27 protein-coding genes are annotated in these 22,021 nt (G+C 61.5%); 10 read left to right on the top strand and 17 right to left on the bottom strand.

The genetic code is table 11. The features are described 5' to 3' along the window. The first annotated feature begins 394 nt into the window (after positions 1-394). Positions 395-901: a hypothetical protein gene (locus tag FEZ59_RS11855; protein WP_003940400.1), complete on the top strand. Its 507-nt coding sequence runs from the start codon at positions 395-397 to the stop codon at positions 899-901. A gap of 216 nt (positions 902-1,117) precedes the next feature. Here FEZ59_RS11855 and FEZ59_RS11850 read toward each other — a convergent pair whose 3' ends face one another. Next, on the bottom strand, positions 1,118-1,960 hold the full coding sequence (locus FEZ59_RS11850) for an NAD-dependent epimerase/dehydratase family protein (protein WP_172932662.1): 843 nt from the start codon (positions 1,958-1,960) through the stop codon (positions 1,118-1,120). Positions 1,961-2,046: 86 nt separating this feature from the next. Here FEZ59_RS11850 and FEZ59_RS11845 point away from each other — a divergent pair, with 86 nt between their 5' ends. Beyond that, complete coding sequence (locus FEZ59_RS11845) at positions 2,047-2,691, top strand: ScbR family autoregulator-binding transcription factor (protein ID WP_003940238.1); 645 nt, start codon at positions 2,047-2,049, stop codon at positions 2,689-2,691. Between the two features lie 38 nt (positions 2,692-2,729). On the opposite strand, the gene FEZ59_RS11840 is transcribed toward FEZ59_RS11845, so the two are convergent. Continuing rightward, positions 2,730-3,617, bottom strand: a complete 888-nt coding sequence (locus tag FEZ59_RS11840) for a ScbA/BarX family gamma-butyrolactone biosynthesis protein (RefSeq protein ID WP_172932661.1) — start codon at positions 3,615-3,617, stop codon at positions 2,730-2,732. A gap of 167 nt (positions 3,618-3,784) precedes the next feature. After that, positions 3,785-4,444 carry a LuxR C-terminal-related transcriptional regulator gene (locus tag FEZ59_RS11835; protein WP_134998918.1) on the bottom strand — a complete coding sequence of 220 codons (660 nt, stop codon included), beginning with the start codon at positions 4,442-4,444 and terminating at the stop codon, positions 3,785-3,787. Between the two features lie 520 nt (positions 4,445-4,964). On the opposite strand from FEZ59_RS11835, the gene FEZ59_RS11830 reads away from it, so the two are divergent. Further along, positions 4,965-6,464, top strand: a complete 1,500-nt coding sequence (locus FEZ59_RS11830; protein WP_020971014.1) for an NAD(P)/FAD-dependent oxidoreductase — start codon at positions 4,965-4,967, stop codon at positions 6,462-6,464. 368 nt (positions 6,465-6,832) lie between these two features. On the opposite strand, the gene FEZ59_RS11825 is transcribed toward FEZ59_RS11830, so the two are convergent. The 3 genes from FEZ59_RS11825 to FEZ59_RS11815 form a co-directional block, all read right to left on the bottom strand. Then, entirely contained in the window at positions 6,833-7,579 is a 747-nt protein-coding gene (locus tag FEZ59_RS11825; protein ID WP_020971013.1) for a phosphotransferase, read from the bottom strand. A 122-nt stretch (positions 7,580-7,701) separates the two neighbouring features. After that, a complete protein-coding gene (locus FEZ59_RS11820) occupies positions 7,702-8,571 on the bottom strand; it encodes an aldo/keto reductase (RefSeq protein WP_198586335.1) in 870 nt (289 codons plus the stop codon). A 184-nt stretch (positions 8,572-8,755) separates the two neighbouring features. Further along, positions 8,756-9,214 carry a hypothetical protein gene (locus tag FEZ59_RS11815; RefSeq protein WP_134998917.1) on the bottom strand — a complete coding sequence of 153 codons (459 nt, stop codon included), beginning with the start codon at positions 9,212-9,214 and terminating at the stop codon, positions 8,756-8,758. Positions 9,215-9,291: 77 nt separating this feature from the next. On the opposite strand from FEZ59_RS11815, the gene lexA reads away from it, so the two are divergent. After that, entirely contained in the window at positions 9,292-9,981 is a 690-nt protein-coding gene (gene lexA, locus FEZ59_RS11810) for a transcriptional repressor LexA (protein WP_020909365.1), read from the top strand. 13 nt (positions 9,982-9,994) lie between these two features. On the opposite strand, the gene FEZ59_RS11805 is transcribed toward lexA, so the two are convergent. Genes FEZ59_RS11805 through FEZ59_RS11790 form a run of 4 tightly spaced genes read right to left on the bottom strand, consistent with a single transcriptional unit; the run spans position 9,995 to position 13,351 of the window. Further along, the gene (locus tag FEZ59_RS11805; protein ID WP_134998916.1) at positions 9,995-10,408 is read right to left on the bottom strand and encodes a cupin domain-containing protein; all 414 of its coding nucleotides are present in this window, start codon (positions 10,406-10,408) and stop codon (positions 9,995-9,997) included. A 29-nt stretch (positions 10,409-10,437) separates the two neighbouring features. Continuing rightward, entirely contained in the window at positions 10,438-10,824 is a 387-nt protein-coding gene (locus FEZ59_RS11800) for a DUF2255 family protein (RefSeq protein ID WP_134998915.1), read from the bottom strand. Continuing rightward, a complete protein-coding gene (locus tag FEZ59_RS11795; RefSeq protein WP_172932660.1) occupies positions 10,799-12,271 on the bottom strand; it encodes an MFS transporter in 1,473 nt (490 codons plus the stop codon). Before FEZ59_RS11795 ends, FEZ59_RS11800 begins: the two co-directional genes overlap by 26 nt. 42 nt (positions 12,272-12,313) lie before the next feature. Then, positions 12,314-13,351: a zinc-dependent alcohol dehydrogenase family protein gene (locus FEZ59_RS11790; protein WP_021345745.1), complete on the bottom strand. Its 1,038-nt coding sequence runs from the start codon at positions 13,349-13,351 to the stop codon at positions 12,314-12,316. A gap of 167 nt (positions 13,352-13,518) precedes the next feature. Here FEZ59_RS11790 and FEZ59_RS11785 point away from each other — a divergent pair, with 167 nt between their 5' ends. Then, the gene (locus tag FEZ59_RS11785; protein ID WP_007729733.1) at positions 13,519-14,403 is read left to right on the top strand and encodes a helix-turn-helix transcriptional regulator; all 885 of its coding nucleotides are present in this window, start codon (positions 13,519-13,521) and stop codon (positions 14,401-14,403) included. A gap of 26 nt (positions 14,404-14,429) precedes the next feature. Here FEZ59_RS11785 and FEZ59_RS11780 read toward each other — a convergent pair whose 3' ends face one another. The 5 genes from FEZ59_RS11780 to FEZ59_RS11760 all read right to left on the bottom strand — a co-directional run bounded on the left by FEZ59_RS11780 (position 14,430) and on the right by FEZ59_RS11760 (position 18,256). Next, on the bottom strand, positions 14,430-15,572 hold the full coding sequence (locus tag FEZ59_RS11780) for a GGDEF domain-containing protein (protein WP_020909360.1): 1,143 nt from the start codon (positions 15,570-15,572) through the stop codon (positions 14,430-14,432). 118 nt (positions 15,573-15,690) lie between these two features. Further along, positions 15,691-16,155, bottom strand: coding sequence for an Rrf2 family transcriptional regulator (locus FEZ59_RS11775; RefSeq protein WP_020909359.1), 465 nt, complete (start codon positions 16,153-16,155; stop codon positions 15,691-15,693). Between the two features lie 62 nt (positions 16,156-16,217). Further along, the gene (locus FEZ59_RS11770; protein ID WP_172932659.1) at positions 16,218-16,967 is read right to left on the bottom strand and encodes an NAD(P)H-binding protein; all 750 of its coding nucleotides are present in this window, start codon (positions 16,965-16,967) and stop codon (positions 16,218-16,220) included. A gap of 75 nt (positions 16,968-17,042) precedes the next feature. Further along, the gene (locus tag FEZ59_RS11765) at positions 17,043-17,891 is read right to left on the bottom strand and encodes an LLM class F420-dependent oxidoreductase (RefSeq protein ID WP_172932658.1); all 849 of its coding nucleotides are present in this window, start codon (positions 17,889-17,891) and stop codon (positions 17,043-17,045) included. A 44-nt stretch (positions 17,892-17,935) separates the two neighbouring features. Further along, positions 17,936-18,256: a GYD domain-containing protein gene (locus FEZ59_RS11760; protein ID WP_007729728.1), complete on the bottom strand. Its 321-nt coding sequence runs from the start codon at positions 18,254-18,256 to the stop codon at positions 17,936-17,938. Positions 18,257-18,337: 81 nt separating this feature from the next. On the opposite strand from FEZ59_RS11760, the gene FEZ59_RS11755 reads away from it, so the two are divergent. The 4 genes from FEZ59_RS11755 to FEZ59_RS11740 all read left to right on the top strand — a co-directional run bounded on the left by FEZ59_RS11755 (position 18,338) and on the right by FEZ59_RS11740 (position 20,479). Next, on the top strand, positions 18,338-18,520 hold the full coding sequence (locus tag FEZ59_RS11755) for a hypothetical protein (RefSeq protein WP_007729726.1): 183 nt from the start codon (positions 18,338-18,340) through the stop codon (positions 18,518-18,520). A 44-nt stretch (positions 18,521-18,564) separates the two neighbouring features. Further along, positions 18,565-19,380 carry a DUF72 domain-containing protein gene (locus FEZ59_RS11750; RefSeq protein WP_019745594.1) on the top strand — a complete coding sequence of 272 codons (816 nt, stop codon included), beginning with the start codon at positions 18,565-18,567 and terminating at the stop codon, positions 19,378-19,380. Positions 19,381-19,450: 70 nt separating this feature from the next. After that, positions 19,451-19,990: a hypothetical protein gene (locus tag FEZ59_RS11745; protein WP_172932657.1), complete on the top strand. Its 540-nt coding sequence runs from the start codon at positions 19,451-19,453 to the stop codon at positions 19,988-19,990. A 33-nt stretch (positions 19,991-20,023) separates the two neighbouring features. Then, entirely contained in the window at positions 20,024-20,479 is a 456-nt protein-coding gene (locus tag FEZ59_RS11740) for a PPOX class F420-dependent oxidoreductase (RefSeq protein WP_029256412.1), read from the top strand. 2 nt (positions 20,480-20,481) lie between these two features. Here FEZ59_RS11740 and FEZ59_RS11735 read toward each other — a convergent pair whose 3' ends face one another. Next, a complete protein-coding gene (locus FEZ59_RS11735) occupies positions 20,482-20,925 on the bottom strand; it encodes a helix-turn-helix domain-containing protein (RefSeq protein WP_029256411.1) in 444 nt (147 codons plus the stop codon). 118 nt (positions 20,926-21,043) lie between these two features. Between FEZ59_RS11735 and FEZ59_RS11730 the strand changes: the two genes are divergently transcribed. Further along, entirely contained in the window at positions 21,044-21,448 is a 405-nt protein-coding gene (locus tag FEZ59_RS11730) for a PaaI family thioesterase (RefSeq protein WP_019745591.1), read from the top strand. Between the two features lies 1 nt (position 21,449). On the opposite strand, the gene FEZ59_RS11725 is transcribed toward FEZ59_RS11730, so the two are convergent. After that, positions 21,450-21,965, bottom strand: coding sequence for a MarR family transcriptional regulator (locus FEZ59_RS11725; RefSeq protein ID WP_019745590.1), 516 nt, complete (start codon positions 21,963-21,965; stop codon positions 21,450-21,452). Positions 21,966-22,021 lie beyond the last annotated feature (56 nt).

Raw genomic sequence — 22,021 nt, 5'->3', positions numbered from 1 at the left:
CACGGCGCCGGGGTGAGCTAGCGTGAAGGGCATGATTCGGGATTCCGACCTTATTGGATGCAGAATCGGGGCAAATGCTAGCCCAAACCCACGAAATGTCGCACACCGACGCATGTCTGGCGTTGTTCGCCAAAGGTGACGATCGCACGTGGCCGGCCGTGCGGCCAGTGATTTCATGGTGACCAGTGGCGATTCGCTCGCGGATCGAGACGACCTGTGGGCGGTACTCGAAAGAAAGACGGCAAACAGATTGTCTACACCCCAGGTCAACTGTGAGATAGCCACCAACCGTGGTCGTTAGCTAAGGCATCAATCTTCCTAAATCCGTCCAATTGGTCTCGTTTCATGTCAAGATCAACCGACGACCTTTCAGGCTGAACGAGATGGAGATTCGATGCATTCGATCACACGAGCGGCCCTCATCGGTGCTGCAGCTCTTCCGTTGGCAATGGCTGCTCCCTCGCTGGCCTCAGCTTCCACAGCTGCCGACGTCACCTTCGCTTACAGTGCTTCCGGCTCGACCGTGAGCAACACCATCACCAACAATTCGGGTGGAGCTCTGCAATGCAGCACCTCGCTCGCGAACGCGCCCGGCGGAGTGCTGCCACCGATCGAAGTGACGATCGGTCCGGGACAGACGATCTACGAGAGCGGCGTGATCCCCACCGGCACAACAGTTCAGACGATAAACGATATCCCGGACGGCTCCTACGTCGTCCTGGCATCCTGCGGCAGCGTCGATGAACCTACGAGTATGTGGGTATCGGACTACCCAGGACTCGAGCCCTACCTGGCGATGTTCCCGTACACCACATACGCGGTGCAACAGGCATCCTGGGTGGTCTCACTGCCCAGCGCTGGTGCGCCCACATCAACCCCTGGCATGAACTTCGGGAGCTGACACCGGTAGTGGAACTGTGGATCGCCATCTGCCCGAGAGAATCGGTGTCGGGCGCAATCACTGCCGTCTTTGTGCAGCCGTGGTTTTCGTCGATCAGAGCTCTCTGTTTGCCTGTAGTGACTCCGAAATAGGTCGTATTGATTGCTGAGGCTGAACAATAGAGAGGGCTGAAAAGGTTGGGAGACAGGTGTTTTGGCGAGATTGATCCGTGTGCCATCAGTACAGTCTCGACCGGAACCAGTGATCGAGGCTGATCATGTCGATCTGGTGCATGTCGAGACTCAGCTGGGCAGCAGCTTTCACCGCGTCGGCGCGGGGGATAGAGTTCTGGGGCAGAGTCCAGTTGGTCTCCCGTGCATGTTGCTCGAGAAGGTCGATGACTGTCCGCGGGACAGGCTCGTTGACGTGAAGTGTTGAGCCGTAGCGAAATTGCTGTTCTATCGACAACTCGTAGATGGATCGGGCGAGTAGGTCTACGTCGACTACCGACAGGACAGCGCTACCGCCGTCGATGATCGAGTCGAGGCGAGAGACAATTCGCGTCAGTGTCGGAAGAAACCATCTGTCGCCGGGTCCGTACACGAGATGCGGCCGGACGACCATGCCTCCGGCGTCGCGCACGAACTTCTCGGCGAGAGCGCGCGTGCGACTGGCAGGTGAGAAGGGGCTGAGAGGTGCGCCGTTGACCGGCAAGTCTCGAAACGGGCCTGGCCCGTACACGGCCGCGGTGCTGACGTAGAGCAAGCGTTCGACGCCGACGGCGGCGGCCATCGACGCAACGTTCTGTACGCCGTGTTGGTTGACGTGAACGCACTGTTGTTCGTCGTCGCCCACGTACGACACGCAACAGATGACGGTCGACGCCTGACTCATTGCAACTCGTAGAGAAGCACTTTCGTTGATGTCGCCGATCACGGTGGCGATTCCTTCACGGCCGAACTGTTTGGCTGCGGTGGCCGTGCGAACGAAACCGATTGCAGCGTTTCCGTCGCGGGAAACCAACTGTTTCATCACTGCGGAGCCGATGAAACCAGTGGCCCCGAGTACCAGAGTCGTCACGGTGTGTCCGTGTCGAGAGCGTTGCTGCGGGCTCTTTCGACGTATCGTTGAGATTCATTCCGTCGGCAACGAGAGCTGGGTAGATCATGCAGGAGCGTGCTGTCCTGACGCGCCAGGCCGTCATTTTGGGTGCTGCGAAGAGCTTCGAGAAGTTCGGGTACTCCGCCAGTTTGGGCACGATCTTGCAGCACGGGGGTGTGTCGAAGGGGGCGATGTATTTTCATTTCGCGTCCAAGGAGGAGCTTGCGCACGCGGTCATCGCAGCGCAGCACGGTATGGCGATGGAGGGTACCCGGCGGGTTGCTGCGCACTCCGACATCGCGGTCGAAACCCTGGTGCTCGTTTCGCAGGAGATGGCTCGGCAGCTTGTGACCGAGCCCATCGCGCGAGGTGGCATGCGGTTGACGATGGAGATCGGCAGTATTCAAGGCCCCATCGAACAGCCGTACCTCGATTGGATCGAGGCTATCAAGCAGGTGGCAACCCAAGCGGCCGAAGCCGGCGATATCGTCCCGGGCACCGATATCGACGCGTTGGCTCGATTTGTGGTGGGGTCGTTCACCGGAGTGCAGATTCTCTCGGAAATGCTGACGGGCAGAACCGATCTGTACGAGCGGTTGAGTCAGATGTGGAACCTGGTGCTGCCAACGATCGTCCGCGAGGACAAGTTGGCGCACGTCATGCAACTGGCGGCGCTTGCACCGAGAGAGTGGGAAGCACCGAGCGCTTGACGTGGAAGACGCGACGAGAAGAACGTGTTCGTTCCCTCTCATGATTGGTCCGCAACTGTAATTTCGAGTTCCGCGGTGGTTTCCAGTTCTTGAGTGAACCGAACTCGGTGCACATGGCCCGACGCGTCAAGGGGGATCGTTGACACCTCGCACGGCGTTTCCCATTCAGTGAACCTCGGAAAGACCGCCGAGAGTGAGGCGATCTTTGTTGCTGGGTTGCCGATGTGAAATCGGAGCGCTTGTCGGGCGGCCTCGAAAAGAATCATTCCTGGGATGTGGTCGACGGGGTGATCGAAAAGGGAGTGGTTGCGCGGATCGGGAGCGCAGAACATCGCGTGCCGAGCAGGATCAGTGCTGATGAGCACATCTCCATCGGTTAGGCGTCCGACTCGCTCCGATCCGACCACCGCGGCTCCGGAAGGAAGGATGCGCCGGCTCGGGCGGTGGTCTTCTCGTCCTTGCCGAATTCGACGGTATCCCTCGGGGCTGACTCCTCGCGCAACAGCTTTGCATCTGGCGACGTGCCGGTTGCCCTCTCTGAGGATCCCCGACACTTCGACCCCCGAGACCGCTCCGTCGCGATGAGTGAGGTTGTCCGCTGTCATCGAGAAACTCAACGGCTCCGCGACTGGTTGCACGTCGAGCGCATCCAACATCTCGAAGCTGAATGTTTCCATGAGGAACTTGTAGTGCAGTGGAATCTCGTATCGGGTGTGGCAGAGAAGCACCACTGCCTGTCGAAATGCTTCTGCCACCCCGAGTGGATCGTGTTGCTCGCTCGATACGTCGAATATCCGGTGCGAGACCGGGAGTTGCACAGCAACCTGGTACGCCGAGTCCGATTCGATCCGGTAGTCCGTCAAGAAAACCTCGGCAACAGCATGTCTGTGGACGAGATGGCGCGGCACTGTGCGTGTGTATTCCATTGATTGAATGCACCTTTCGATGTTCGCTCGTGTCTTCGGTGTCGTGTAGGAACCAATTTTCGACGTCCGGACACGTCGTCGAATCGTCAAAATTGACGATCTTTGTGAAGGTCGAGTTCGATCAGGGGTAGCACCCATCTCAACGAGTGTGTCTGGGGCACTTCCTGCTAGAAGCGTCCGATCCGAAGTTCCAGCGGGTGTCTGCGTGCGTCGTGACCAGAGCGGCGGAGCATCGCGCATGCCTCCAGTTGGGAGTGCACCTCCAGTTTCTGCAGGATGCTTCGGACGTGGGCGCGAACCGTGGTCGGTGCGATGTGGGCGGTTCGAGCAATCGAGTCGACATTCGAACCGCCGTAGAGAAGACCCACGATCTCGAATTCGCGATCGGTGAGACTGCCGATTCGTGCGGATTCTTCGGTGCGCAACCGGATGCGTTGTACGAGCGAGGACTTCTCGTGTGCAGGTTGAGTGGAATTGGGGTTGAGTGCGGCCTGCAGCTCATCGAGCAGCGATGCGAACGGGAGTTGAGAGTTGAGCGCGGAGTGGGCGCCCGCAGCAAGCCCCCGAATCATGGAGCGGCCGCTACTGAGATCGCCGACCAGGACCGATCCCTCGAGTGCGGAAAGCTCCTTCACGTGCCAATCGACGCCCCCGAGTGGTAGGAGAACAAGCGCTCTACCGTGATCGCTGGTGTGGTGCCTTAACAGGCTCATGTCTGCGGTTTGTGGCGCGGAATAGGCCCTGGTGCTGATTCCGGCAGCGATTGCATTGGCGAACCCTCGATCGCTATGAGTGGTGTACACCGTGACTGTGCTGGAGTGTGTCATAGCGACTACATCACCGGCGGAGGTCCAGTCCGCCCGTTTTCCGCGTTGCGAATCCAAAACCGTTGGTTTCAGCGTGGTTTCGTCAGCGGGCTCGTTATCGGAGTGACCTCTTCACTGATGCGCACGAAGGGTGACAGCGATAGCGCAGTTGTCCGTCCGCCCATGGAGACTCGCGCGTCCGACACCTGATCGTGGACCTTCGAATTATGCTAGGGCGCTGAATATTTGGGCGACGAGTATCTCGCGTAGACGAGCCATGGGACGTTCCGTCGACGATGTGAACGACTCTCCAATGGCTCGAGGCATTCAGGCGTCTCGATCGAGTCTCCGCGAGGCCGGTGCGTCCCGCTCTCAATGTTCTGTGCCCAGTCGGGTCGAGACATTGACTGTTACCGCCAGTTGCACATATCCTGTACATTGGCGCTGACCTTAGGGAACCCGGCCTGAACCGGCCGATCGTTCTCGGCCACTGCCGACGCCAGATGTAGCTTCGCGACGACCTACGAAACGAGTTTCCTCCATGACACAGCATGTCGACGTACTGATCATCGGCGCTGGCTTGTCCGGAATCGGCGCGGCTTGCCACCTCATTCGTGAGCAGACCGGAAGCACTTACGCGATCCTCGAGCGCCGCGAGAACATCGGTGGCACCTGGGACCTGTTCAAGTACCCGGGCATCCGTTCGGACTCCGACATGCTCACCTTCGGATTCGGTTTCCGTCCTTGGATCGGCACCAAAGTGCTCGCAGACGGCGCCAGTATCCGTGACTACGTCGAGGAAACCGCCAAGGAATACGGCGTCACCGACCACATCAACTTCGGCCGCAAGGTCGTGTCTATGGACTTCGACCGTACCGCCGCGCAGTGGTCCGTGACCGTCCTGGTCGAGTCGACGGGGGAGACCGAGACGTGGACCGCGAACGTCCTCGTCGGCGCCTGTGGTTACTACAACTACGACAAGGGCTACCGCCCCGCCTTCCCCGGTGAGGACGACTTCCGCGGTCAGATCGTGCACCCGCAGCACTGGCCGGAGGATCTCGATTACACCGGAAAGAAGGTAGTGGTCATCGGTTCCGGCGCCACCGCGATCACGCTGATCCCGTCGATGGCCCCCACCGCCGGTCACGTCACCATGCTGCAGCGCTCGCCCACGTGGATCCAGGCGCTTCCGTCCGAGGACCCTGTTGCCAAGGGTCTCAAGCTCGCACGCGTTCCCGACCAGATTGCTTACAAGATTGGTCGAGCCCGCAATATCGCACTGCAACGCGCCAGCTTTCAGCTTTCTCGCACCAACCCGAAGCTGGCCAAGAAGCTGTTCCTCGCCCAGATCCGCCTGCAGCTCGGCAAGAACGTGGACCTGCGTCACTTCACTCCCAGCTACAACCCGTGGGATCAGCGCCTGTGCGTGGTTCCCAACGGGGACCTGTTCAAGGTGCTCAAGAGCGGCAAGGCCGACATCGTCACCGACCGTATCGCCACGTTCACCGAGAAGGGCATCGTGACCGAGTCGGGCCGCGAAATCGAGGCCGACGTCATCGTCACGGCGACCGGCTTGAACGTACAGATTCTGGGCGGCGCGACCATGAGCATCGACGGCGAGCCGGTCAAGCTCAACGAGACTGTGGCCTACAAGAGCGTGCTCTACTCCGACATCCCGAACTTCCTGATGATCCTCGGCTACACCAACGCGTCGTGGACGCTCAAGGCTGACCTGGCCGCGTCCTATCTGTGTCGCGTGCTCAAGATCATGCGCGATCGCAGCTACACGACTTTCGAGGTTCACGCCGAACCCGAGGACTTCGCCGAAGAATCTCTCATGGGCGGAGCCCTGACCTCGGGCTACATCCAGCGCGGCGACGGAGAAATGCCGCGTCAGGGTGCCCGCGGCGCGTGGAAAGTGGTCAACAATTACTACCGCGACCGCAAGCTGATGCACGACGCCGAGATCGAAGACGGTGTGCTGCAGTTCAGCAAGGTCGAGACCCTTGTCGAAACTGCAGACAAGGCCGCCAGCGCCTGAGCCGGCTCCACTCGAATCAACGGGCTGTACCTCGCATGTATCCGTGATCTTGTCGTTTTCGTTGGAGGGTCACGGTTCGCGCTCACCGGCGTTCCGAAAGTTGCTGCAGGAAGAGCGAGTCCAGACTTCGGTCTGCCATGTGGGCGGCTGGACGTGCTTGCCGCGGTCCGAAACTCGATTGAGACGACCACCGCTCGCTGACAATATCCAGGCGTTTGCCGGCTGACGGCAATCGACGGCGGCGCGAACGCGTCGCGACCTGCCTAACCGTGCCGTCATCGACACGAAATACTTTTGGCCGCAGCAATTTTGGCGCGAGTCGGAGGTTTGGCAGATTGGGGGAGGACGTCCTGATGGTTCGGTTATTGTCAGTCGCGCATCGCCTGTCGATTCAGCACGTCTACTTCGCAGCCCGGCGCGGCTGGATCGAAACCATGCTCGACCAGCCAGCGCACGCCTCTCAAGCTGCGCAACGACCACCACGCCTGGATGACCTCGAGGTCGACGTCAGCGCCGTAGCCCTCAACCACGTCATCGAGATGTTCCGGGTGGCCGAGGGTCAGTGTTGCGAGGTCGTACAAGGGATCGCCCTGCGCGGCTTCGGACCAGTCGATGACGCCGGCAACTTCGTCATCGGTTACGAACACATGGCAGGCTTGGAGATCACCGTGTGTGAATACCGGTGTCCACGACCTGAGCGCAATCTCGGCAATCCGACGGTTGGATGTAATCACTCCGGTGGCAACCACCCCGCTCCTGGTCAGCCATGCACATTCGCGGTCCAGTTCTGAGGCGATGTCGTCGAGACTACGGCCGGGCCAGGGCGGCAACGGTGCGTCGTGCAGCATTCGAACGGCGGCACCCGCTGCGGCCCACGCCGCTGAAGGCGTGGTCGACGGTCTGCCTAGGCGACCGAGCGCGTTTCCCGGCAGAGCGGCGAGCGCGAGCACGGGCGGCTTGCGCCACAGAATCTGCGCTGTCGGGATTGGGGCTCGGAGCATTGCTTCGACCTCGACGTCGGTATTCGACTGATCGGCGTCGATCTTGAGGAACACCTCGCCGACGCGCAGAGTCGCGCGCTCGCTATGGGCGACGACAACCTCGACTTCTGTCACGTCGGTCAGTATGGCTGGGATGCCCCTTGGCGTCGCCGGGTTTCTCGCGTGCGGTCATTCGCGATCGGAGCGCGGTATGTTCCGCTGACCTCCCGCACCTCAAACTTTCTCAACAAACTGCCTTACTGCTCCCTTGTTTGCTGCGTGACATCATCAAGGTCCGCCAAGTCAGTCTCACTGAGATCAATTCGCGAAGCAGCAATGTTGGCTTGTAGATGAGCGATGCTCGTGGTGCCGGGCAGGGGAATGACGGTGGCCGCGACCCCGCGCCCGCGCTGATGGACCCACGCAAGAGCGACCTGGCCAGCCGTCGCTCCGACACGAGAAGCGATGCTGGCGAGGGACCGAGCGACAAGATTGCCGGTGGAGTGGTTGAGGTTGCCGTGCCCCATCGGCGAATGTGCGACCAGTGTGATCCCGAGGTCGGCGAGCGTTGGGAGAAACAGTTCAACATCTCGCCGTATAAGGGACCATTGCTCTTGCACGGCAGTGATGGGGTGTACGGCATGAGCTCGTCGGATGTCATCGAGCGTGACATTGGACAGCCCCAGAGCCCGGATCTTCCCTGCCTGGCGGAGCTCGGCCATAGCGTTGACGGTCTCCTCGATTGGTGTGTCCTCGCTGCGGTGATGCAGGTAGTAAAGATCGAGGTGATCGACGTCGAGGCGCCTGAGTGAGCCCTCGATGGCCGCGCGCACCGTTGCAGAGTCCGCCCGAACATTCCAGTCATCAGGATGACCCGACGGCCCGCGGTAGACACCGAATTTGCTGCACAACGTGATGTGTTCACGGTTGGCGCCAATTGCCCGACCAACCAGCTCTTCGTTTCCATACATCTCGGCTGTGTCGAGCATGGGCACCCCGGAGTCGATCGCGGCGCGAACCAGTGCGGCGGGGTCGCGGTCAGCATCACCCCACCCGTTGTCGGTCAATCGCATCAGGCCCAGGCCCTGGATGGGCACATCATCGAATGTTTTCGGCGCGACAGTCATGAACGAGTACATTATCGGGGTCGCTGATCAGAACCAGGTCGCCAAAGAGGCCGATTCCGGCGACTTCGACATCTCGCTGCATCGCTCGTTCAGCGCTTGACGCGGTGCAGCTGTCGATCGCTGTTCCGAAGTGGGCGTAAACAGCTGAATATCACGCTGCGAAATGCCGAGTGTCCTGACTTGCTCAGGCTGATTCTGTCCGCTTGGCCCGCACGTTATGCACAACCATCGGGACAGTTATTGCCAGGGCCATCGCTATCACGAACACCGATATGAAAACCCAAGGACGTTCTGTAACGGATGCCCGGACGGTCAACACCGCTCCACTCGTAAGCAGGGGCATCCCTGCTGCCGCGAGTAGATCGACGTGCCGCGGGGCGACAGGAGGTCCGGCGAAGTATGGAACTCGAACCCCCGAGTTCTCCCGAAGCATCCGTCGCTCCGACATCGCATAAGTGCTCGCGCCGACTGCGAAAATGACCAGTCCCAGGACGACAAGACCAATTCCCGTTCGGGTGGTGAGTGCGGCAAACATGAACACCGATGTCACTGCCGGATAGAGAACCGCCATCTTCCAGAGTGGAGTCTTGGTCCGCGTGTCGACTGCAACACTGACCGGGCGCATCGGTTCGAGAGGCTCCATGAGCTCAGCGTGCCATGCGCCACTCGGGAAACAAACTGCCTGTGCCGTTTCTGGCAGGCTGCGGCTGCCTGGATTGGATGTCGGGACCCCTCACTACGATTCTCGTCGTGACCGATTACGACGATCTCGACATGTTCGGTGGCCTCGACGCCTCCTCCCTGCCGCTCCGCCAGCAGCAGATTCTGATGACCATCCGGGATCTCGTGGCTGCCAACGGGTGCACACCGAGCACGCGGCAGATCGGAGACGCGGTTGGTCTGCGCTCGACGTCGACGGTATCCAAGCACCTCAAGAGCCTCGAAGAAAAGGGCTTCCTCCGCCGAGGAGCGGCCATGGCTCGGCAGTTGGACGTGCGGCCGTTCCTCGTGGGAGCGAAGGAGCAATCGTCGTCGAATACGGTGACGGTTCCGGTCGTCGGTGACATTGCGGCCGGCGCGCCGATCCTCGCGGAGGAGCACGCCGACGAGGTGCTGGCGCTTCCTCGCGAGCTCGTGGGCTCCGGCACGGTGTTCGGACTTCGGGTGCGCGGTGAGTCGATGGTCGACGCAGCAATCTGCGATGGCGACGTCGTCGTGGTGCGGCGCCAGGACGAGGCCCATTCCGGCGAGATCGTCGCCGCGATGATCGACGGCGAGGCCACCGTGAAGGTGCTCCGGCGTCGCGACGGTCACGTGTACCTCGAGCCTCGTAATCCCGCATACAGCGTCATCGACGGCGATCGCGCGGCCATCTTGGGCAAGGTTGTTTCCGTGATGCGACGTATCTGAGAGGTGTCCGGTCTCAGCGATGGTTGGCGCGGGGACCGTTGTATTCCCCATCGGTGACTTTGTCGCCCCATGTCGTTTCGGTGCCTCCCTCGCCGGGTCCTTCCCACAGCGCAAGGTGGGTCATGAAACGGTCGGGTGCCGCGCCGTGCCAGTGTTCCTCTCCTGCCGGGGTATAGATGGTCTCGCCCGGGTGAACTTCGACGATCTCGCCGCCGCGAGCTTGAACCAGCGCGGTCCCGGAGACGATGTGGAGGGTCTGCCCGAGGGCGTGGGAATGCCAGTCGGTTCGCGCACAAGGTGCAAAGCGAACCATGTTGGCGCGCATCCTCGACGGCTCCTGGCCGGCGTAGATGACGTCCCACCAGACGTCGCCGGTGAACCAGTCGCTGGGTGCTTTGCTGGTGGGCTGGGGCTTCAAGATTTCCATGAGGTCTCCTCGGAATCGAAAGGGGCGGTTCAGTTCTGCGTCAGCGGAACAAGTCGAATGGTGTTGGGTGCGGCGGCGCGGCCGGTGACGGAGCCGACGATCTGCGGGCCGTAGCGGTCGTACTTGGTGTGGTAGGCGGAGTCGATCGCCGAGTGCGCATCCGGTGCGGCGGACTCGAACGCCACGTCCCGCTCAATTCCTCCTGCGCGGATTCGGCCCCTTCCACAACCCGTTGCTCGGACGAACCACGGGTTGTCGGTTCCGTATGCCGAGCGCACGTACAGTTGGTTGTCGGCACGGACGACCCAAATCGTGACGTACGGCCTTGCGGTGCCGTCGCGGCGGTTAGAGGAGATCTGCAATTCCTCGGCACCACCGATCTTGGTCAGTTCAGCCTCGGTCCACGAGTGCGACATCTCGGCTTCCTTTCTCCTGTTCGAATTGCTTTGTGGGACTTCGCGTTCTCGTAGCCGGGACGATCAGTGCGAGGACGATGACGAGACAAGCGGCCAGCAGGGCGGTGCCTGCGGTGAGAGCCGTTGATACGTGATCGGTGAGTGCCGTTGTAGCGTCGTCGGCAGAGGCTCCGGCGCCCGCGGAAACTGCGACGAGGATGCCGAGTCCGAGAGCACTGCCCAGTTGGTGTGCAGTGTTGACCAATCCTGATGCGGCACCGGCATCCTCGGCCTCTACCCCGGAGATACCGGCAGAAGTCAGCGGAGCGAAAGCCAACCCCTGCCCGGCGCCGATCAATATCATCGGAAGTGCTATCGCAGTGAGATACGTGCTACCGGGATGGACCAGACTGAGCCACGCCATCCCGGCGAGGGTGACGGCAATGCCAACCGACAGAATTGCGGAATTTCCGAATCGTGGTGTCAGTCGCGGAATCAGCATCGCCACAGCAAAATTGACGATCGTCATCGGGAAGAAGGCGATGCCAGCTTGGAACGCGCTGAAGCCCATGACGCCTTGGAGTAGCTGAGTCGTGAAGTAGAAAAATCCGATCATGGCGCCCAGATAGAGCATTCGGGCGGCGTACGCCCCGGATCGTTCCCGGCTGCGGAACAACCGCAGTGGCATGATCGGCTGCTCCGCTCTCGCTTCGTTGAGGAAGAGCAAGGTCAGTAGTATCGCCCCGGCCGCCAGTGTCGCAACAGTGATCGGTGAGGTCCACCCCGCTTCGGCCGAGTCGACGGTGCCGAAGACGAGTGCGGTCATGCCGAGTGTGGCGAGAACAGCGCCCGCCACATCGAAACGTCCGGAGTTGGGTTCGGTTTCCGGAATGAACCGGGGAGCGAGCGCGATCATCGCGATTCCGATCGGAACGTTGATGAAAAAGCCTGCGCGCCATGACACCCAGTCGGCAAGGGCGCCGCCGATCACGAGGCCGAGGCTGGCGCCTATTCCTGCGGCAGCGCCGTACCAGGCAACAGCGCGCGTTCGCTCCGGGCCGGGCGGGAAACTGGCAGTCAGCAGTGACAGCGATGCCGGGGCCACCACTGCGGCTCCGACGCCTTGGAGAGCGCGCGCCGCGATGAGCCACCAGCCGTTCGGCGCGACCCCGACGAGAAACGACGCAATCGCGAAAATTGCGAGACCGGAGACGAATACGCGACGACGGCCGAAGATATCCCCGAGACGAGCGCCCAGCAGGAGAAGGCCGCCGAACACCAGGGTGTAGGCGTCCTGGACCCAGGACAGTCCGGTTGCCGAGTAACCCATGCTGCTTTGGATGCTGGGTAGCCCGGTGAAGATGATCGAATTGTCTAGCAGGATCATGAAATAGCTGATCAGAATGATCGCCAGGATCGCGGTGGAATTGATGCGACCGGCAACGGGACGGTTGGCAGTGTGGGTCACGCGCTTCTTCTTCGCAAGTGGTGGACGTTCGCAAGTGGTGGATTACGGGCGGACGAGGACCTTCAACGATTCACGGGAGTCCATGGCTCGATAGCCTTCCGCTACGTCGTCGAGCCCGACGGTGTGGTCGAAGACCTTGCCCGGCTCGATCTTTCCGTCGAGCACATCCGGCATCAGCTCTTCGATGTACGCGCGCACCGGAGCCGGTCCACCGGTGAGCGTGATGTTGGGTCCGAAGAGCGTCCCGAATCCGATTGGAGCTTCTTCGTATTGGGGTACTCCGACTCGGCTGATGACGCCGCCCGGTCGGACAACTCCGAGTGACTGCTCGTAGGCAGGCATGTGACCTACCGCTTCGAGGACGACATGAGTGCCGTCGCCTCCGGTCAGTTCGCGGACTTTCTCGATGCCCTCGTCCCCACGTTCGGCAACTACATCGGTGGCTCCGAACTCGAGACCGAGATCCGTGCGGGTCTTGTGGCGCCCCATGAGGATGATGCGCTCGGCGCCGAGGCGTTTGGCGGAGAGCACTGCCATCAGCCCCACGGCTCCATCGCCGATGACCGTGACCGTCGTGCGTTGGTTGACGCCACCCTTGACCGCCGCGTGATAGCCGGTGCCGAAGACGTCGGAGAGCGTGAGCAGTGACGGTAGGAGTTCGGAGTCCTCACCGACCGGCGCCTTGACCAGGGTGCCGTCTGCCAACGGCACTCGGATGGCCTCCGCCTGCCCGCCTCCGATCCCGTTTCCGGCCCAGAATCCGCCGTGGCGGCAGGACGTCTGCAAGCCTTCGCGGCAGAAGTCGCACGTCCCGTCGGACCAGGCGAAGGGCGCGATGACGAAGTCGCCCTTCTTCAACGTGGACACCTCGCGACCGGTCTCTTCGACCACTCCGACAAATTCGTGGCCCATCGGGGAACCACCGGGTGTTGCCGGCATGTTGTGGTAAGGGTGCAGGTCAGAGCCGCAAACGCAGGCCCTGACGACCCGCACGATCGCGTCCGTCGGCTGCTGCAGTACCGGATCGGGCACGGTCTCGACCCGAACGTCTCCGGCGCCGTACATGATGGTTGCTCGCATGGTGTCCCCTCTTGCTTCTGGTGTCGCGTGCTTGGAAGTCGACGTTTCTGCGTGAACCGGTCGACTGCAATCAGTCAACGCGGCGCCTCGCGAGCGCGGGAGTGTCTGTTGTTCCAGGTAACGGCAGTACCTCCCTCGGTCTTCGCCGCTCGAGTAACGTGAACTGCATGGACAACCGAGCCGAGATCCGCGAATTCCTCAGCTCCCGTCGTGCTCGCATCACACCCGAGCAGGCAGGGCTCCCGGCTTACGGCGGAAACCGTCGCGTCAAGGGGTTGCGCCGTGAGGAAGTCGCTCTGCTCGCCGGTGTGAGCATCGACTACTACGTGCGCATGGAACGCGGAAATTTGGCGGGAGCGTCGGACTCGGTGCTCGAAAGTCTTTCCCGAGCACTGCAACTCGACGAAGCCGAAACTGCCCATTTGTACGACCTCGCGAAGGCCGCCAGTGCAGGCGCACCGAGTAGAAAGCGGCCCGCCCCCAAGGGCGTGAGCCCGGCGATTCAGCAGATACTCGACGCCATCACCGACGCGCCGGCGTGGGTACGCAATGCCAGGCACGACATGCTGGCGGCCAATCGCATGGCGCGCGCGTTGTATTCGCCAGTCTTGGCTGATCCGCGTAGGCCGGCGAACAACGCCCGCTTCGTGTACCTGGACCCGGCGTCGCAGGACTTCTTCGTAGATTGGGAGCGCGCGGCTGACGACATCGCCGCGATGCTCCGCTCGGAAGCGGGACGCAATCCCCATGACAAGGCGCTGACCGAGCTCATCGGTGAACTTGCCACTCGCAGTGAGGTATTCCGCACCCGGTGGGCGAAGCACAATGTGCGCTTTCATCGGACGGGATTCAAGAAGGTTCGTCACCCCGTAGTCGGCGACCTGGAGCTGAACTTCGAGGCGATGGAACTGCCGTCCAATCCCGGGCTGACGCTGCTGGTCTACACCGCGGCGCCGGGGACGCCCACGGCTGACGCACTCAAACTCTTGGCGAGTTGGGCGGCAACCCAGGATCAGTTGGATCCGGCGAACGACAGCGAAGCGGCGCTCTGAGTTCGGTCGGCAAGTAGACCTGTCGATCAGCTCAGATGCGTTACCGCCCAGGCCACCTGGTCTCCACCCCGTCGCTTGGCTCGATACATCGCGTTGTCGGCGTCGGCAAGTATCCGATCGATGGTTCCTGAAGCGTCCGGGATTGTCGAGGACAGCCACACGCTGGCTCCGACGCTCACGGAAATCGACTGCCGACCGGCGGGCCGCGATATCGAATTGTGAATGTCCACCACGGTTTGTTCGATGCGACGTGGCTCCACGGGCATGAGAATCACGAACTCGTCGCCGCCTGTCCGGGCAACCAGCCCGACCTCTCCGACCGCTGAGTTCAGACGCCGACCGACTGTCACCAGCATCCGATCACCTTCTGCGTGACCCAGTTTGTCGTTGACGCTCTTGAACGAATCGACATCGATCACCACCGCGAGGACAACGTGTCCTTGGAGTTCGCCGACACCGAACAGCTGTTGCCAGACGTTGTGCAGCCCACGTCGGTTCAGAGCAGCGGTGAGTGGATCGCGCCAAGAGTGTCGTGCATCGTCGGTCAAGTACAAGACGAGGAAATGCACGGTCATCGCGGCGGACGCGATAACACACCCGATGACGAATCCAGTGGACACCGACAGCGAAGAATCGGTATCCGGATCGGTTACAGCGCGAATTGTCAGTAGGGCAACGACGAACAGCGCGCCGACGATCTGTGCCGTGACTATTCGAGGGCTGTGGAATACCGACGAATAGTTCGCGACGACCACGAACAGAACGGCGCCGGTCAATGCCAGGAAGCTCGAATGGATTCCGGCGAGAAGTATCAAGGACAAGCAGATATTGGTGAGCGAAATGAAACGAACGGATTGGTGGTGGCTCGGCCAGGACCGTCCGAGTGACCAGCGAATCATGCAGTAGAGCGCGATCATGCATGCTGTGCCCGCCGCGAGCCGTTCAGGGAGGTCGGTTGCGCCACCCTTCACGAATTGAGCCAGTACGGCGAGTGCCACGAACACGGCGCACCAAAAGGTGACGACCACTCTGGCTGTCCCCAACATCGATCGAGCAGCCAGAAACCGAGGGAACCATTCACCGTCGTACGCAAGAGACCACCAGCGACGCAACAGTCCAGTTGTTTGACGAATGTTCTGCCCCAACCCCGCAGCGCCACTGACTCCCATGAAACCCCCTCCGAGATCTTGCGAAAATTCCCGGAAGATTCTTCGTCAAGATTTGATCCCCGAACAAGGTACCCGATAGTTGAACGATGGATTGATGCCTCGTGAGGTGTGGGCCGCTCTAAGGTGCGATCGGTGTGGTCAGGATCTTTCTGAGTGCCGGAAGATCCAGGGTTGCAGCAAGATCTGCAATCGTGACTCCCGACAGCGATGCGCGCCAGGCTTTTTCGGCGTCGGCCATGACTTTGGCAATTCCGCAGGCGGAACGGCATTGCTCCGGTGGAGCGGCGAGGATTCCTTGCTGTCGAATCTCCGTGCACCGGAACGCAGGTTCAGTGCCGTCAACCGCCTGGACGACGTCGAGAACGGTGATTTTCTCGGGAGCCCGGGTGAGGACGTACCCACCGTCTCGGCCCTCGGTCGGATTGACCAGACCGGCGTGCGCGAGCGCTCGCAGATGCTTCGCCAGGTATGTCTTCGACACCCCGTGAAGTTCGGCGAGTCTGGCTGTGGGTACCGGCCCCTCGGCCTGGCTGAGAACCACACAGCAGTGGAGTGACCACTCCACGCCTCCGGAAAGCTTCATGGTTGAACTCTATCGACGCGGTGGAACGTGATGCTGGCCGGACGTCGCTCGAGTGGTCGACGTCAGGCCTTCTCGGCAAGCCACGCGTCGTACGTTGTCGGCGCGATCCATGCGTCGACGCCGGGTGTCGGGGTGAGTGCCGAGTTGTCGAGTTTCGCGCCGAAGTACCCGGCCTCGGGATCGGAGATCACCGAACGCTTGTCGCCGGTGACGACGAACAGGCGCCGGACCAGTTCGTCGATGCCCAGTGGTTCGGGCCCGGCGATCTCGACCGTGCCGTTACGCGGCGCACCGGTCACTACCTCGGCGACGTGAGAAACGACGTCCCGTGATGCGATGGGCTGCAGATGTGCCTGTGTTGCATGGACCGTGCCGTCGGTGGTTCCGGCGTCGGCGATTCCGGCGACGAACTCGAAGAACTGGGTCGATCGGACGATCGTGTATGGGGTCGGGCCGGCTTTGACCAGGTCTTCCTGGGCGACTTTGGCTCGCATGTACCCGGAATCGGGCAGTCGATCGGCGCCGACGATGGACAGGATGAGGTGGTGGCCGACGCCCGCCTTCTCTTCCGCGGCGAGGATATGGCTGGTTCCGTCACGGAAGAAGGCCAAGACGTCTTCGTCCGACCACGACGGGGAATTGGTCAGATCCACGACGACGTCGGCACCATCGACTGCTTCGGCGATTCCTGCGCCGGTGGTGATGTCGATCCCGTCTGCCCGGCCGAGCGCCTTCACGTCGTGCCCGGCGTCAGCGAGCTTGGCGGCGACCTGGCTTCCGATCAGTCCGCTTCCGAAAATGACGATCTTCACGATTTTCTCCTTTACTCGGATAAGTCGTGTCCAAGTATACTCGGACACAACTTATCCAAGTCAAGGGTTGTCTGATCAGTCGAAGAGTTCGGCTGCCAGTGCTTCGTAGGTCGCGAGCGGATCACCCTCGGCGGGAAGTGCTTGGATCGCAACGTGATCGGCACCTGCCGCGACATGCTCCCGAAGTCGATCCGCGATGGACTTCGCGGTACCGCGCGCAACCAGAGCGTCGATGACGCGATCGTTTCCTTCGTTCGCCAACTCTTCGGGCGCAAAACCGAGGCGCTCGAGATTGCTCGTGTAGTTGCGCAGATACAGATACGGGTTGGCGACGGCGGGGCGACCGATTGCTCTGGCCTTCTCCGGATCGGTTTCCAGAACAACCTTGTGCTCGGGGGCAAGAATCTTCGAAGGGCCGAGGATTTCACGAGCTTCGGCGGTGTGTTCGGGGATGGTCAGGTACGGATGCGCGCCGGCAGCGCGATCTGCGGACAGTTTCAACACTTTCGGTCCCAGTGCGGCGAGGACGCGCCGCGATTCCGGGACCTGGGCCTCGTCGAGTTCGTCGAGGTACGACACGAGCGAGGCGTACGGCTTGGTGTAGTCGCCGGTCGCCTCCGGATGTCCGACGCCTACGCCGAGCAGGAATCGCCCCGGATGCGCGGCTTCGAGTCGGTGATAGGACTCCGCCACCTCGGCCGCAGGTGAGGACCAGATGTTGACGATTCCGGTCGCCACAGTGATGTGCTCGGTCGCGTCGAGAAGTTTCTCGGCGATCCGTAGATCGGCGCGTGGTGAGCCGCCGATCCAGATGGTGCCGAAACCGAGTTTCTCGATCGCTGTTCCCAGTTCGGGCGGCAAACCAGCCGCTCCTCGCCAGATTCCGTAGGTGCCCAGGTCAGGTGTTTTCGTAGTCTCCGTCACAGCGGGTGCAACTCGGCTGCTGCCGGGATCTATTCCTTCCGTCGTCATTTGCCCGGCGCGCGGTAGTCGGTCGGTCGCTTGACTGCCTCGTCGATCTGCTCCGGCGTGAGCAGCGTGATCGACTCCGAGCGTGCTGCACCTGCCGCAGCCGTGCGAATGCTCAATGCGGCTGCCGCGACGTCGTCCGGTAGGTTGCCGATGACGAACATGTCGTGACCGCCCAGTGCGAAGTGGCAGGATTCGACTGTGCCGCCGATGCTTTCGACCATTCGGGTTATCGCGTCGCGCCGCGCAGTGCCTCCCTCCTGCTGTAGGCCGGCGGCGCCGGAGGGTGAGTACGTCACTTGCCAGAGGTATTTCGGCATTTCCACTCCTTGCTCGGGATGGGTACTTCGATCGTGTACCCGTAGGGCGCTCGGTGGCAATGGGTAGGGGACAATCACGGCATGGTTGGAACTCCGGTGATCGTGACTATCGTGTCCGTGTGTGTAGGTTTTGTGATCTTCATGCTGGCTGCCAGTGGTGCACGCGGAAAGTGGGACCGTCGCCTCGTGATCGCGTTGTTCGTCGGTGCGGTGGTGTGCCTGACCGTCGTACCGGTATCCGTCGCGCTCAGTGCCGGAGTTTGAAACACCGAGTGTCAAAACGCTCGAGTGCCGCTTAGTCTGAAGCGATGGCAGATATTCGGGTAGGTATCTCCGGGTGGACGTATCCCGCGTGGCGCGGAGATTTCTATCCGAAAGGTCTTGCTCACCGCAAAGAATTATCTTATGCCGCAGAGAGATTGACGTCGATCGAGATCAATGGCTCGTTCTATGCCCTGCAGAAGCCGGAAAGCTACACCAAATGGCGCAGTGAAACTCCCGAAGATTTTGTGTTCGCGATCAAGGGCGGCCGGTACATCACGCACATGAAACGACTGCTCGACGCCCGTGACGGACTCGCCAACTTCTTCGCCGCCGGAACACTCGCCCTCGGCCCCAAACTCGGACCGATCCTGTGGCAACTACCTCCGACGCTGCAGTTCGAACCGCAGCGGTTGACCGACTTCTTCGACGGTCTTCCCCGCACCACGCAGGCTGCAGCCGATCTGGCAGCACAGCACGACGACAAACTCACCGAAGACCGAGTGTTCGCCCAGACCGAGAGGGACGTGCCGATTCGCTACGCGGTGGAAGCGCGGCACGCCAGCTTCGAGACCGACGAAGCCGTGGACCTGATGCGCGAGCACTCCATCGGTTTTGTCGTCGCAGACACCGCCGGCAGATATCCCCGCATCACCACTCCGACTACCGATTTTGTCTACGTGCGGATGCACGGGGACAAGGAACTGTATGCGAGTGGGTACACCGACGAAGCTCTGGACAAGTGGTCCAAGCGCTTTCGGGATTGGATGGACGAAGGCCTCGACGTGTACGTCTACTTCGACAACGACATGAAAGGCTTTGCGCCGCACAACGCAATGTCCTTGTTGGAGCGGCTGCGCTGACGGATCGCCTGGCCTGTCGGTGGGATGTGGAAGGCTTCCGCATGAACGCGAGGACCGAGGAGATACCACGATGACGCCAGAACAGCGGACGCCAGACCAGCGGACGCCGGAACAGCGGACGCCGGAACAGAGCTGGCCGACGCCTTGGCCGAAGGTCGCCCGTGACATCGCCGATGCCACGGCCGACGCACTCGCCGCGGTGCGGGCGGCAAATCGTGACGGACTACTCGTGGCTGTTGAGGAACTGCGCGGGCTCTCGTTCGAGCAGGTCAGCTCGGTTCATGCGGCGATCGTGCGCGAATTGCTCGAGGACACGCATCCGCACGGCTTGTCCAGCGAGGACGTGCAGGATGCGCTCACTGTTTGCGCCAAGTCCACAATCGAGTGGCTGCCGGATCTGGACGTGCAGGCGCTCGCTGCGGTCTACACCGGGGCGCTCGGGATTTCGGATTTGGAGGACGATTCGTTCCGCATCGGGCACGGCGCGTACCTGCGTTCGGCGGTTCTGGTCATCGGAAGTCTGTCGACCGGAGTGAAGAAAGCTCAGAGCGCGTACATCATTCGTGCAATCGACGAAATCGCACGTGCTCAGACCATCGAGATGCCCTGAGCGTCAGCTCGTAAATCGAATTAGGCTGAGGTCATGTCCAAGATCGCCAGCGCAGATCGTGTTTCGTTTGCCGAACTCCTCGAGTTCATCAGGCCGCGCCATCGGGCCACGCTCGTCACGGTGAAGAAATCCGGCGAGTTGCAGATCTCTCCGGTGACGTGCGGAGTCGACGACGAGGGCCGGATCGTCATCTCCACGTACCCGGAACGGGCCAAGGCCGCGAATGTTCGCCGCACCCCGGCGGTGTCTCTGTGTATCCACTCCGACGAGTGGAACGGTCCGTACGTCCAGGTGAACGGAACCGCGGAGTTGATCGACCTCCCGGACTCGGTGGAACCGTTGGTCGACTACTACCGATCCATCGCCGGTGATCATCCCGACTGGGACGAGTACCGCGAAGCCATGCGCAAGCAGGGTAAGAGCCTGATCCGCGTCACCGTCGACTCCTGGGGTCCGATCGCAACAGGCGGGTTTCCGCCCGGACGCTGACGCTATCGAGCAGGTGGCGAGAGTTCGATTACGTGCGCATCTCTGGCGGCCAGCGGTTCTTTGCAGTGTGCGCACACAACTTGGGCGTGCAGGATCTCACCGCAACGATGCTCGACGACGGTAGGCGGCGGACCCGTCGTCGCAAAGGTATCTCCCCATTCCATGAGTGCCATCAGGATCGGGTAGAGCGCCTTCCCTGATTCGGTGGCGACGTATTCGTAGCGCGGTGGATGGTCTTCGTAGCGACGCTTCGTGAGGACGTCGGCCTCGACGAGGGTGCGCAGACGCGCGGCGAGGATGTCGCGGCTCGCACCCGTGCCCGCGGCGATCTCGTCGAACCGTCGTTGCCCGAGGACGATTTCTCGGAGCACCAACAGTGACCACTTCTCGCCGACGACCTCCAAGGCGTTGGCGATGGAGCAGTTGCGTCCTTTTGTCGCCGTCATCTCTGGGGCCCCTGTTAGTTGGAAAAGTTAGTTGGGAATTCCAACTTAGCACTTGACGGTATGTATTCGAGGGCGGAAGGTAGGTCGAGAAATCCAACGGAGCAGATGAGGGGTCGTCATGACGGAATTAAATCTCGAGGCAGCAAGCGGATTTGTCAGCGCTGCCGGATTGCAACTGGACGAGGTGTCCGGCACGAAGGTCGTCGGGCACATCGATCTGTCCGAGGCGCATCACACTCCGTGGGGTGTAGTTCACGGCGGTGTCTACACGACCGCCGTCGAGTCGGCCGCGAGTATCGGAGCCAGCACTGCAGTGGCGGATCGTGGCGAATTCGCCGTCGGCGTCCACAACGGAACGGATTTCCTGCGGGCGCGTACGGGTGGGCGCGTGGACGTCGTGGCTGTGCCGATTCAGCAGGGACGCGTTCAGCAGTTGTGGTCGGTGGTCATCACCGATCCGGAATCGGGCAAAGAGGTGGCTCGCGGTCAGGTGCGATTGCAGAACGTACCGCTGCCGAAGTAGGTCAGTCCCAGATTCCAGAGTCGATGTTGCGTGAGATTCGTTTGAGCAGTGCCGTCAACTGGGCGCGTTCGTCCTCGTCGAGTCCGGTCAGTACTTGACGGTCTCGCTCGACGCGTCGGGGAAACTCTGCCTCGACCAATGCGCGACCGGCATCGGTGAGTTGAAGCAGAACCACCCGTCCGTCGTGTTCGAAACGCTGACGCTCGACAAAGCCCAGCTTGGCCAGACGGTCTGCGTGTTTTGTGGTGGCGGCGCCGCTGACCATCGTGACGGCGGTGACTTCGCTCGCTCGCAGGGGGCGGTCACTGCGAGCGAGTGCACTCATCACGTCGAATTCGGCGCGAGAGACCCCGCTGGACGCCAGGGCGCGGTCGAGCTGGTGAAGAGACTGAGCGTTGATGCGGGCGATCCGGCCCATCACTTCGACGGGGGCGGTGTCGAACTCCGGGTAGGCGCGCTTCCATTCGCGACGGACTTTGTCGATGAAGTCGTCTTCGGATCTGTCAGTCGCACCCATGGCCCCATCTTAGCGACAGAATTCACATTACTTCACAAGTAATTTACTGGTGAAAT

This window comes from Rhodococcus sp. MS13, from assembly GCF_013277835.1.
Taxonomy (GTDB): domain Bacteria; phylum Actinomycetota; class Actinomycetes; order Mycobacteriales; family Mycobacteriaceae; genus Rhodococcus_F; species Rhodococcus_F erythropolis.
The sequence above is the reverse complement of the archived record's forward strand: the minus strand, read 5'-3'. Positions and strand labels throughout refer to the sequence as shown.